Raw genomic sequence first — 13,137 nt, 5'->3', positions numbered from 1 at the left:
TCCATAAGTGTTATCCAACCATTGTTGCTGCAGAACCTTTAATGCTTGCTGTAGCACTTCCTTTTATATTCACATTCACACCTTCTGTATTTAAGCTCACATCAGCTTTGATACTAGTGTTTAGACCTTTTATTCCAATGTTTTGTGATGCTTGAATATTGGTATTAGCAGTGCTTTTTACATTAATGGTTGCAGACTCTATAGAAATGCTTGAGTCATCAAGCACAATAGTCGAATTGCCTATTTTTATCACAATTTTGCTATCATTAAGCATGATACTTGATTTTTTTGTAGCTAATAATATTTCTTTTTCCGTTATTGAAATTTTTGAATCTTTAACACTTTCGGTAATTTGTTTTTCAGCTGTTGACTCTATTGAGTCTGTTGCGTTGTGAGAGATTTTTCCTGAGGATTCTAATTTAGTAGTACAGCCTTTTGACTCATCTTTTATATCTATGAGTAACCCTTGTTCTTCTAGGTTGAAAATATGGTCTGCTTTTGACATAACAGTGTCCCCTTAATCTTTTTCTATACTACTATCATTTTTAATAGTAAATTCATTTACAGAGTCTGAGCTTATTATGTATTTCCAATTTTCAATGCTTTTATTATCAGGCAATATGAAATACAAAGCATAGTCTTTACTATCTTTATCAAGTGGGAACTCATTGTCTCCAATTTTTAGATTTAACACTTTTACATTATCATCATATATTCTTTGAGAAATTGATTGGTAATTATCAGAGTAGAAAGTGTTTTTGTTAGGCTTTGACTCTAGGACTATTTTTGTTTTAGGTACATTGTTGTTGATATACAGACCATCACTTGCACAACTACTAAGCCCTAGAGCTATAACTAGTATCAATGAAACCTTTTTAAATAAGTTATTGTACATCAGTATCTCCTTGTTTCTGCCAACCTAATACTTGTAAGAATTTTGATTCGATTTTAAAGCTTACAGGATATGTTTTACCATTATGCTTAACTTCCCATGTGCATATATTACTTTGATCACAGTTTGCATCTTTGATTGCTTTTAATATAGACCACTTACCATGATAGCTTATTTGATCTGTACTACCATCTTCAAATTTTATAGTTATAGTTGTTGATTCAAGCGAGTTCCAGTTATAACTAATTTCCATACTATTTGAGTAAGCTATATTCAAAGAGTTAACATAGTTTTGTTTATCTAGAATGATACTAAAGAATGTATAATCATTATCTTTATTTGGTATAGGAGTTATCTCAAATTTGATAGGTTGAGGATTTCTTTTTTCATCCCATAATAATTTATTCAATAAGTAGACTTTGTTGTATTTATTTAGATAATCTACCTGCTCAGAAGTAGTAAAATCATTACTGTACCACTTATCATCGGTTTTATTATAAGATAGTAATGGAGATAATTGCTCTACAAACGCTGAGTATATATAACCATTACTATCAAAATCTTTGGTTATCATTTCATTCGTCGCTATATTATTACTATCCTTATTAAAAGGGAATTGACTATTTATAAACTCATACTCAACATTAACCGTATTATCAAGTTTAGTAATAGCGTCCTGTATAGCAATTGTTTTGATAGTATCAATAGCAACATCTAGATGTTTTTTCAGTAATTTATACAAGTTATTATTATTTGGATTATTTATTTCTGAGAGGTCTGAGTACACTTTTTGTAAAGGTTTATAGCCTTGTTTGATCTCTTTATATGTGTTTGAATATCCTTGCTCTCTTATTAGATTATTTAATTTCTTAAATACTTCTTTGTACTCTGTATAGCTTTTTGATTCCAGATATTTATCATTTTCATTAAAGTAGCTATCAATTGGAGCCCATAGTGATTTGTCATTTTCATCTTTAGTATTGTTTTGTTTACCAAATTTAGTTATTTTTCCATAGAATTGTTGAAGTTTATTAATCTTTTTAGCAGGATTCGCATCAGATTCATTAGTTACTAAATCAGTATTTGTGGTATAAAACTCTATTAAACTATTGAAAGAAGAGTCTTTCGATGACATCGCTAGTAAATAAAGATTTAGAGCGTTTTTATTCGAGATATTTTTACTAAATTCAGAATCATTATTAAGTTTATTAATCATTCTATTATAAGAGTCTATATATTTTGAATTATAATTGTTTATAGAACTTCTATAGATAGCAATCATAAAGTCAGGCTCTATATTAAAGTTATTTTTGAGATTATTAAGAAGTCTGTCAAACTTTTTACTTATAGGATTTATGTTATCTTTGATATATTCTTTCGAATATATAGGAGATATTAGTATCTTCTTACTATAGAAATTAGGTGCAAACTCCATATATAATTTTTTACTCACAGGATTTATTAATGGAAGTTCATCTTTATTATATGTAGAATTGACGACGCTATTTAGAACATAATTTATTAGAGAAGTGGTTATTGATCCAGTTTGTTCTTTGCCATTATCTGTAACATCATTAGCATTTTTCTCTAAGGATTTTACAAGATAGTAAATATGATCCAGCATGTCACTGAAACTTTCAAATTTTCTTTCAGTTTCTTCTTGATTAAATATTAGAGAAACACTTTTGGTTACTGAGCTTATATACGATGAGTTACATAATTTTTTTGATGATGTATCAAATTGTTCCTGATACATTGAGAAAATATTATTTACTTCAATTGGTATTATATAATTATTTTTTAAGTCTAGTATAGAATTGTCGATAGTACACTTATATAGGTACTTTATATATATATCATTGATGAATTTTGCTCTTTTAGTATTTGATATCCCTAAGTATTCAGCATTGAAACCTTGTGTGCTTAAATAACTCTCTGAATCTTCACCAACAACTAATAAGCGATTTGTATATAGTTTATTGGCTCTACTAATAACTGTTCTAATCGTTTCAGCTTTTAAGTTTCGATTCGCATATGTGATCACAATCTCTAGTTGTTTTTCAGAGAGGTTGGTGAAGCTACTTATTATTTTAAGCATGCCATCAGTTTGCTTGTTTATATCTTTATTGTTCAAGTATTCAAAAAAAATTAAGAATGAAGTGACCATTGATAAGTCGTATGAGTCATTATACTTTGGTAAAATTACATTCTTTAATATTGTATCGGCATACTGTTCATAGATATAACGGTATTTTATGGATTTTGGATATAACGCATCCAGAAATATAGCATCATCAATTTTTTTTCTAGTTTCTCTTATTATTTCATGAGAGTTGCTCTCAGAAAGTGGTTTTAAGTCTTTTATGGATACTTTTTCCTTAAGTCCAATTTCTTGAAAAATATTAATGATAAATATAAAACTAAACAGCAGTGATACTAGATTTATGATAATACCTTTAGGAGAACTGCTAAAAAAGATGGTGTCTCTTTTCGCTATTATATTATCTGGTATATTTAGACCAACATTAAGGAATATTTCTTTATCAATTGATTTCAATTGAGGATAGATGCTTTTTAACGATTTTCTTATTTGATTTAGTATTTTAGTACTATTATATTTATCATTGACATCATCTTTAGAACTAAGAATTTTTAAGAGTATTGCCTCATCAACCTTGTGATTTATGCTTTCATTTGAAGTTAATTTAAATATTGTTTTTTTACCGATTGCATTATTATAGCTTTGGCAGTGTTCAGATGATGTATAGAAAGATATGATGAAATTTTTTAATCTTAATTTTGATAGTTCCTTATAAACCTCGTTTATATCACTATTTTCATGGAAGTGAGGGTTTGATATATCAATACAAAAATTAAGTTTATAAAATTGTAAGTTTAATTTACTTTTTAACTTATATAAGCTTGAAAGATCATCGTTTGCGAATAGTAATGAAGAGTTATTTTTATCAATAGCTATTATAGGTAATTCATCACTGTCAATAATTTGAGCATGAGGTTTTATTTTTGTTATATAATCTTTCGCTGCTAAATAGTCACCATAAAATATATAGAGTTCAGCCAAGTTATTTTTTATTTTATTTGTTTTAATAACAGATTTTGCTCTTTTTACAATTTTTGTAATAGGTTTTTTATTGGTAGATTTCGATGCTTTTAGCCATTTTCTTATAAGAAAAATACCCACGACTGATAAGACAATTACTATTATTGCTAGAGAAATTATTAATATTTGATGATTTTTTATAAAAGTCATATTTTAATTTCCTTTTGATTTGTATCTAAGAAAGATTCCTTTTTTATTGTTTATTAAAAAAGAATTCTCACAAGCCTCATTAAGTTGAGTTAGTGAGAATGTCTCGCCATCACTTGTTTGGGTGTATGCTATTTCACAATTTTCCTTAGCTCCTAGAAGCTGTCTTTGTAAGAGCTGCTGTTGTGCTTTTTCTGTCGAAATTGCTGAATTTGATATCAATTGTACTATTTCAGCGTTTGTAAGCGATTGAGCTTCAATTAAGATGATATCATCATTTCTAAGAGGCATGAATTGGTTGTTAGCAGAATTTATGTTTACTTTCATAGGTATATATATAATAGGTTTTTCAGAAGATTTATCGGGCAGTATTTCTTTAATAATCTCTACCGCATAGAAAATATCAGTTTTACTGTTTTGTATAATTGAGGTTCCTTTTTCTCCACTTTCTTGAAATTCTGAAAATGAACTTTCTTCCGGCTTATAGTTCTTAAAAAACTTATAAGCTTTTTTTGAATCGTTATTAACATTTTCTCCGATGGTTATTTTGCCATTAATATAAAAATTATAAAAAGTTTTGTAGGATGGATATTCTGGAGCTATATCGCTATAGCTTTTAATTCTATATGTCACTAAATTATCGTGAGTTCGATTAAGAATTTTTGTAAAGGCTATTTTTTCATAGACATCTGATTCAGAGTCTGTTTTATAATGTAGCTTATCTAAGTTATGATACAACTCTTTGGTAGCATATTTACTTCTTGTGAATGATAATTTTCTCTCGCATATGAATAGATTTTTTATATTTGTTGTGCCTAAGATGAAGCTGTTATCATTTTCTAGCTTGGATAAACTAATCTCACTATCTATAAATGGAAGGGTATTTTTTGAGGTTAATAATATTTGAAATTCTGAAGAGGTAACTTCTTTATTTTCATTGTTACTATTTTGTAGATATTGTACGGCTAGGAAATTATCTTTATATATTGATGAGAAAGCTTTTGCTGAGGCATTAGAAGTTTTTCGTTCTTCTTTTCTTTTGTTATTGATAGTTATATCAGGAGAGATGTCATTTTCTTTAATATAGAGATTCGGTTTATTAGCTATTAGAGATTGTTTTTTAAAGCAGCTTATATCATAAGGAGATAATTTAGTTTTTAAGTTCTCATCAGAGTTTGAAATATTATTTTGTAAGGAGCTATCTACTTCATCGACGACATAGTATGTTACCTTACCATTTTTCTTGTCACAGAAATATTTTAAGTAGCTTTTATTCTGCTCAAGTTGCTCAATAAAAAAATCATAAAAACTTCTATTCACTGTTGAAATGAATACCTGAGGTATACGGTTTTTTAGGCTATCACTTTTGTTTGTATCTAGAGAGAATAAACCATTAAAGAAAAAGTTATCTTTAAAAATATCATCTAAACTTTTATTGATATCGATATAAGAAGGCTTGTGTTTCGACCAAAATGCTTTCAAAGGATCGTGAAATTTTATTTTAAATTCCTTTACACCTGAAGAAATGTTTTTAGAGTAAGAGTAAATGCTATACTCAAAATCTTCATTGATATCCACATTGTTTGAGTTAAATCCCACGACAACAAATCGACTTGATCTAGTGTGATGTTCTTTCTTAGAGTCTTTCTTATAGAAATTGAAACTATCGTTAATTTGAATATCTATCAATATGGGTTGATTTGGGATCAATAGAAAATCAAAATCCTTATGATTATTTATATATGCTAAATTAAAAGTTAAGTCTCCACTTACTCCATAGATGTTTTCGCGGACTTCTAGATTTTTGATATGTGAGTTTTTGAGTGTAAGAGAGTTTTGTTTAAAGTATTGCTTGTTATTTGTAGATATAAAGTTAATATTTTCGGTTTCAAAGTTTTGATTGATAGGTTTTATATTTATGATTAATTCTTGTTTTTGTAGTACTGAGTTGTATGCAATATATTTCGAAAGATTGTTTCTTAATTTGTTGAACTCTCTTAAAATGGTTTTTTTCAGAGAACTTGATCTTTGTATTGCATTATCAATAATGTTTAGAAGGTTGTCTATTTTTTTGATGTAATCATAAGATAATTCAAGAATTAAATCTGATTGGTACGAGTTCTTTAATTCTAAAATAGCTAATTCTAGACTTTGAGAGTCTTTATTGCTTGATGAGAAATATAATGTGAATTGATCAATGTTATTTTTGAGTTGAGTAATTTTACAATATTGCTGATACTTCTTATAATCAAGGACGGATATCAAACTTTTCTTATATATTGCCTTAGTAGTTTTAAGTTGTAGATTGATAATGTCAATATTTTCTAATTTATGGGTAATTATATAATTATTAACTTCACAGGCAAGTTGAGCAGATGAGAGTGTAATGCTATCATCTGCAAGATTCGAAGCTAACTGATTAATTATATTGTTTATATTTAAGTCAGTTATATTACTAATAGTTATCATTGCCTAAATCTATAATTAAAATCTGTAGTTGAAAACATTTTACATAAGCACTTATATGTAAGCTATATGTTTACAGCTGAAATTTTATTGTGTCCCAAAAGCGTTAAAACGTGATGTAGAGTGTATAAAAATGTTATATAGGGATTGGTTTTTATAGGTGATTTTATATTTGCGCAAAAAAAGTTGTAAAAAGTTTAAAATTTTTAAAAAAAGGTGTTGCATTTTGATTGGAGGATGCGTATTATATGTCTTCACCGGCTGACGAGTGATGTTAACGGTGAGAGGCTAAGGCTTCAAAGATATTTAAGAGATATATTATATACAAACACTTTGTTAAAGAATTTGAGTATCAGTAGTTAGAGTCAGAATTTGAGAATTAAACTGAAGAGTTTGATCCTGGCTCAGATTGAACGCTGGTGGCATGCTTAACACATGCAAGTCGAACGGTAACAGGTCTTCGGATGCTGACGAGTGGCGGACGGGTGAGTAACGCGTAGGAATCTGCCCATTTGAGGGGGATACCAGTTGGAAACGACTGTTAATACCGCATAATATCTGTGGATTAAAGGTGGCTTAGGCTGCCGCAGATGGATGAGCCTGCGTTGGATTAGCTAGTTGGTGGGGTAAGGGCCTACCAAGGCTACGATCCATAGCTGATTTGAGAGGATGATCAGCCACATTGGGACTGAGACACGGCCCAAACTCCTACGGGAGGCAGCAGTGGGGAATATTGGACAATGGGGGAAACCCTGATCCAGCAATGCCATGTGTGTGAAGAAGGCTCTAGGGTTGTAAAGCACTTTAGTTGGGGAGGAAAGCCTATGAGTTAATAGCTTGTAGGAAGGACGTTACCCAAAGAATAAGGACCGGCTAACTCCGTGCCAGCAGCCGCGGTAATACGGGGGGTCCGAGCGTTAATCGGAATTACTGGGCGTAAAGGGTCTGTAGGTGGTTTGTTAAGTCAGATGTGAAAGCCCAGGGCTCAACCTTGGAACTGCATTTGATACTGGCAAACTAGAGTATGGTAGAGGAATGGGGAATTTCTGGTGTAGCGGTGAAATGCGTAGAGATCAGAAGGAACACCAATGGCGAAGGCAACATTCTGGACCAATACTGACACTGAGGGACGAAAGCGTGGGGATCAAACAGGATTAGATACCCTGGTAGTCCACGCTGTAAACGATGAGTACTAGCTGTTGGATTCGGTGTAAAGGATCTAGTGGCGCAGCTAACGCGTTAAGTACTCCGCCTGGGGACTACGGCCGCAAGGCTAAAACTCAAAGGAATTGACGGGGACCCGCACAAGCGGTGGAGCATGTGGTTTAATTCGATGCAACGCGAAGAACCTTACCTGGTCTTGACATCCTGCGAACTTTCTAGAGATAGATTGGTGCCTTCGGGAACGCAGTGACAGGTGCTGCACGGCTGTCGTCAGCTCGTGTTGTGAAATGTTGGGTTAAGTCCCGCAACGAGCGCAACCCCTATTGATAGTTACCATCATTAAGTTGGGTACTCTATTGAGACTGCCGCTGACAAGGCGGAGGAAGGTGGGGACGACGTCAAGTCATCATGGCCCTTACGACCAGGGCTACACACGTGCTACAATGGGTATTACAGAGGGCTGCGAAGGTGCGAGCTGGAGCGAAACTCAGAAAGGTACTCTTAGTCCGGATTGCAGTCTGCAACTCGACTGCATGAAGTCGGAATCGCTAGTAATCGCAGGTCAGAATACTGCGGTGAATACGTTCCCGGGTCTTGTACACACCGCCCGTCACACCATGGGAGTGGGTTGCTCCAGAAGTAGATAGCTTAACGAATGGGCGTTTACCACGGAGTGATTCATGACTGGGGTGAAGTCGTAACAAGGTAGCCGTAGGGGAACCTGCGGCTGGATCACCTCCTTAACGGAAATACGAAAAAATAGAAATAAGCTCTAATTACATATTCAAGTGATTTGGCATAGTGTTTGTAGATAATATATTTTAGTGTAAATAGAATACGGGTCTGTAGCTCAGTTGGTTAGAGCGCACCCCTGATAAGGGTGAGGTCGGTAGTTCGAGTCTACTCAGACCCACCAGTAATTTTGGGGCCATAGCTCAGCTGGGAGAGCACCTGCTTTGCACGCAGGGGGTCAGCGGTTCGATCCCGCTTGGCTCCACCATATTTATTTACACGAAGATAGAGATATTTAACAATTTAGTATAGAAATAGACTTAAGAAAATAAGTGCAAGCGGTGGATGCCTTGGCATTCAGAGGCGATGAAGGACGTGTTAATCTGCGATAAGCTTCGGGGAGCTGGTAAATAAGCTTTGATCCGGAGATTTCCGAATGGGGGAACCCACCTAACACAAGTTAGGTACTCACTCGATATAGAGTGTAGAGCGAACGAGGGGAACTGAAACATCTAAGTACCCTTAGGAAGAGAAATCAATTGAGATTCCCATAGTAGTGGCGAGCGAAGTGGGAAGAGCCTGGTATGATTTAGCTGTAATTATAGTAGAACAAGTTGGGAAGCTTGACGATAGAGGGTGATAGTCCCGTATACGAAATAATCACAGTGGAACTAAGCATACGAACAAGTAGGACGGGGCACGTGGAACCTTGTCTGAATATGGGGGGACCATCCTCCAAGGCTAAATACTCCTGAATGACCGATAGTGAACTAGTACCGTGAGGGAAAGGTGAAAAGAACCCTTATAAAGGGAGTGAAATAGAATCTGAAACCGCTTGCATACAAGCAGTAGGAGCATTATTTAGTAATGTGACTGCGTACCTTTTGTATAATGGGTCAGCGAGTTACTTTTAGTGGCGAGGATAACTGAATAAGGGATCCGTAGCGAAAGCGAGTTTTAATAGGGCGATAAGTCGCTAGGAGTAGACCCGAAACCGGCGCGATCTATCCATGGCCAGGTTGAAGGTTGGGTAATACCAACTGGAGGACCGAACCCAATACTGTTGCAAAAGTATGGGATGAGCTGTGGATCGGAGTGAAAGGCTAATCAAGCACGGAGATAGCTGGTTCTCCCCGAAAACTATTTAGGTAGTGCCTCGTGTATAACTCATTGGGGTAAAGCACTGTTTCGACAATGGGGGTTTTACGACCTTACTGACTCGATGCAAACTCAGAATACGATGAAGTTCAATCACGGGAGACACACTGCGGGTGCTAAGGTCCGCAGTGGAAAGGGAAACAGCCCAGACCGCCAACTAAGGTCCCCAAGTCATAGCTAAGTGGGAAACGAAGTGGGAAGGCCCAGACAGCCAGGAGGTTGGCTTAGAAGCAGCCACCCTTTAAAGAAAGCGTAATAGCTCACTGGTCGAGTCGGCCTGCACGTAAGATTTAACGGGGCTAAGCTATGCACCGAAGTTGCGGAATATATTTAGTATATTGGTAGGGGAGCGTTCTGTAAGCCGATGAAGGTGTGTTGAGAAGCATGCTGGAGGTATCAGAAGTGCGAATGCTGACATGAGTAACGTAAAATAAGTGAGATTCTTATTGGCCGAAAACCCAAGGATTCCTACGCAATGTTAATCAACGTAGGGTAAGCCGGCCCCTAAGGCGTAGCTGAAGAGTGAAGTCGATGGGAAACAGGTTAATATTCCTGTGCCGCTTATATGAACGAAGGAGGGACGGAGAAGGTTAGGTAGGCCTGGCGAATGGTTGTCCAGGTGAAAGTATGTAGGTAGAGATGCTAGGCAAATCCGGCATCTTGTTGATCTGAGATACGAGACGAAGTCAAACTTGTTTGACGAAGCTATTGATACCATGCTTCCAGGAAAAGCTTCTAAGTATATTGTATAAGCGACCGTACTGTAAACCGACACTGGTGGGTAGGTAGAGAATACTAAGGCTATGAGATAACTCTGGTGAAGGAACTAGGCAAAATGACACCGTAACTTTGGAAGAAGGTGTGCCCTTGATGGTGATGAGACTTGCTCTCTGAGCTGTTGGGGGTTGCAAATACCAGGTGGCTGCGACTGTTTATCAAAAACACAGCACTCTGCTAAATCGTAAGATGAAGTATAGGGTGTGACGCCTGCCCGGTGCTGGAAGGTTAATTGAAGGGGTTAGCGCAAGCGAAGCTCTGGATCGAAGCCCCAGTAAACGGCGGCCGTAACTATAACGGTCCTAAGGTAGCGAAATTCCTTGTCGGGTAAGTTCCGACCTGCACGAATGGCGTAACGACGGCCACACTGTCTCCACCAGAGACTCAGTGAAATTGAAATCGCTGTGAAGATGCAGTGTACCCGCGGTTAGACGGAAAGACCCCGTGAACCTTTACTATAGCTTTGCACTGGACTTTGAATATTTATGTGTAGGATAGGTGGGAGACTTTGAAGCAGCTACGCCAGTAGTTGTGGAGTCGTCCTTGAAATACCACCCTTGAATATTTGAAGTTCTAACTCAGGAGAGATTCGAGGACAGTGTATGGTGGGTAGTTTGACTGGGGCGGTCTCCTCCTAAAGAGTAACGGAGGAGTACGAAGGTGCACTCGGTACGGTCGGAAATCGTGCCAAGAGTATAAAGGCAAAAGTGCGCTTGACTGCGAGAGTGACGGCTCGAGCAGGTACGAAAGTAGGTCTTAGTGATCCGGTGGTCCCGTATGGAAGGGCCATCGCTCAACGGATAAAAGGTACTCCGGGGATAACAGGCTGATTCCTCCCAAGAGTTCATATCGACGGAGGAGTTTGGCACCTCGATGTCGGCTCATCACATCCTGGGGCTGAAGCAGGTCCCAAGGGTATGGCTGTTCGCCATTTAAAGTGGTACGCGAGCTGGGTTCAGAACGTCGTGAGACAGTTCGGTCCCTATCTGCCGTGGGCGTTAGAGATTTGAGAAGAGTTGCTCCTAGTACGAGAGGACCGGAGTGAACGAACCACTGGTGTTCCGGTTGTTTCGCCAGAAGCATTGCCGGGTAGCTACGTTCGGAAGGGATAACCGCTGAAAGCATCTAAGCGGGAAGCCTCCTTCAAGATTAGATCTCTCTGATGAAAATCAGTAAGGAACGTTGGAGACTACGACGTTGATAGGCTGGGTGTGGAAGTACAGCAATGTATGAAGCTTACCAGTACTAATGATCCGAGAGACTTAAGTCTATTTCTATGCTGAATTGTTAAATATCTTTATAAGATATATTATCCAAAACACAGTTTTGGCGATAATAGCTTGTAGGAACCACCTGATCCCATTCCGAACTCAGAAGTGAAACTACAATACGCCGATGATAGTCTGGCAATGCCCAGGTGAAAGTAGGTAATCGCCATCTTATTACATCAAAGTCTTATCGTGATAAGCAATACAAAAAGCCTCATAGAAATATGGGGCTTTTGTGTTTATATACTTACCAAATTAAAAATCTATTATAGCTATGAGTATTTTTAGTTTAATGCAAAAATTCTATTAACTAATTACCATGCTTAACTACCTTATTACTATACATTTCAAAAGAATCATCATCAACCTTAGTTTGTTGCTTATTGATTAATGATTGTGTTTCTAGCTCTACATTATTTAATTCTTTAGATATCGATTGTAGTATCTGCTTGTCAGATGCTTCTACATTAATGGTAGGTGATGCATATGAATAAGTGGAATATGCTATTAGTAATGTATAGACTAACTTCTTTTGTTTCATATTCTACGCTCCTTATATACTCTTTTTCAAAAGTATCGGCTAAGTATGATTGTTAATTATATATTATTTAATTAGCAAAGGAATATTGTTGATAGAATGCTATGTTATTTCGAGGATTTTGCTAGAGTTTATTAAAATTATTTAGGGAACTTAATTTATGCAAGAATATATTTAGTTGGATTATCTGGACATTCATGTATACCACATTCAATAAATGTTGAAGCGATGTTAGTAAAAATAGCAATTATAAAAATAACAAATACAATATGACTTAATGTACGAATTTTATTATTTTTTGCATCAGCTATCTCATTAGCATCCTTATTGATTTTATATTGATTAGGATAAGACATAACTATAGAAATATATATTATTGCAATCATGCATATTACAAATACCCAAGTATACATATGTAGGCCAAAGACTGTAGAACCAAATCCAACAGGATCAGAAACATGAAGTGCAATTTGTCTTAGGGAAATAAAAGACGTCAACACAGCAGCTAATAACGATAGTGCATAATGACTAGGTCTTACACTATAACGTATATTCAGTAGAAATCCAAAGCCTATGGCTAGCAAGCCTAATCTCTGCATAAGGCATAATGGGCAAGGTATTTCTCCCATTACAAATTGAAAATAGAATGCTGAAATAATTGTGACAGTTATACCCGCAAGCTCTATAGCACTTAGAAGTTTTATTAAGTCTTCTCTAAAATATTTTTTCATTTACTACTCCTTATCTAACTATAGGTAAATTGATAAGTGATCACTTGCATGATGAAGAAATACTAGTGATGTTACGATTAGAAAAAGACAAAACGTTATAATCCCCCAGCGTCTACTTGACCAAGCGGACATAACCGAAATGA

7 protein-coding genes, 2 tRNA genes and 3 rRNA genes are annotated in these 13,137 nt (G+C 35.6%); 5 read left to right on the top strand and 7 right to left on the bottom strand.

The features are described from left to right. Positions 1–10: 10 nt before the first annotated feature. Genes tssI through IMS64_RS06305 form a run of 4 tightly spaced genes read right to left on the bottom strand, consistent with a single transcriptional unit; the run spans position 11 to position 6,629 of the window. Entirely contained in the window at positions 11–505 is a 495-nt protein-coding gene (tssI, locus tag IMS64_RS06320; RefSeq protein ID WP_004287396.1) for a type VI secretion system tip protein TssI/VgrG, read from the bottom strand. A gap of 12 nt (positions 506–517) precedes the next feature. Beyond that, on the bottom strand, positions 518–895 hold the full coding sequence (gene iglE / locus IMS64_RS06315; RefSeq protein WP_042517860.1) for a type VI secretion system lipoprotein IglE: 378 nt from the start codon (positions 893–895) through the stop codon (positions 518–520). Beyond that, a complete protein-coding gene (locus IMS64_RS06310) occupies positions 885–4,163 on the bottom strand; it encodes a hypothetical protein (protein WP_088821447.1) in 3,279 nt (1,092 codons plus the stop codon). Before IMS64_RS06310 ends, iglE begins: the two co-directional genes overlap by 11 nt. A 3-nt stretch (positions 4,164–4,166) precedes the next feature. After that, on the bottom strand, positions 4,167–6,629 hold the full coding sequence (locus IMS64_RS06305; RefSeq protein WP_211490185.1) for a pathogenicity determinant protein PdpA1: 2,463 nt from the start codon (positions 6,627–6,629) through the stop codon (positions 4,167–4,169). Positions 6,630–7,007: 378 nt separating this feature from the next. Between IMS64_RS06305 and IMS64_RS06300 the strand changes: the two genes are divergently transcribed. The 5 genes from IMS64_RS06300 (at position 7,008) to rrf (ending at position 11,897) form a co-directional block, all read left to right on the top strand. After that, positions 7,008–8,533: ribosomal RNA gene (locus tag IMS64_RS06300) — 16S ribosomal RNA — on the top strand. 96 nt (positions 8,534–8,629) lie between these two features. After that, a tRNA-Ile gene (locus IMS64_RS06295) sits at positions 8,630–8,706 on the top strand. A gap of 8 nt (positions 8,707–8,714) precedes the next feature. Beyond that, positions 8,715–8,790: transfer RNA gene (locus IMS64_RS06290), tRNA-Ala, on the top strand. A gap of 50 nt (positions 8,791–8,840) precedes the next feature. Continuing rightward, positions 8,841–11,727: ribosomal RNA gene (locus IMS64_RS06285) — 23S ribosomal RNA — on the top strand. A gap of 55 nt (positions 11,728–11,782) precedes the next feature. Then, positions 11,783–11,897: ribosomal RNA gene (gene rrf, locus IMS64_RS06280) — 5S ribosomal RNA — on the top strand. The 16S, 23S and 5S rRNA genes sit together here with 2 tRNA genes alongside, the layout of an rRNA operon. 138 nt (positions 11,898–12,035) lie before the next feature. On the opposite strand, the gene IMS64_RS06275 is transcribed toward rrf, so the two are convergent. From IMS64_RS06275 to IMS64_RS09830, 3 genes are all read right to left on the bottom strand, one after another. Next, a complete protein-coding gene (locus tag IMS64_RS06275; RefSeq protein WP_211490184.1) occupies positions 12,036–12,266 on the bottom strand; it encodes a hypothetical protein in 231 nt (76 codons plus the stop codon). 155 nt (positions 12,267–12,421) lie between these two features. Then, entirely contained in the window at positions 12,422–12,994 is a 573-nt protein-coding gene (locus tag IMS64_RS06270) for a disulfide bond formation protein B (RefSeq protein ID WP_042523654.1), read from the bottom strand. An 18-nt stretch (positions 12,995–13,012) separates the two neighbouring features. Continuing rightward, the gene (locus IMS64_RS09830) at positions 13,013–13,126 is read right to left on the bottom strand and encodes a DUF5993 family protein (protein WP_230581583.1); all 114 of its coding nucleotides are present in this window, start codon (positions 13,124–13,126) and stop codon (positions 13,013–13,015) included. Between the last annotated feature and the right edge of the window lie 11 nt (positions 13,127–13,137).

Origin of the sequence: Francisella philomiragia, from assembly GCF_018135955.1 — a bacterium.
Taxonomy (GTDB): Bacteria; Pseudomonadota; Gammaproteobacteria; order Francisellales; family Francisellaceae; genus Francisella; species Francisella philomiragia.
The sequence above is the reverse complement of the archived record's forward strand: the minus strand, read 5'-3'. Positions and strand labels throughout refer to the sequence as shown.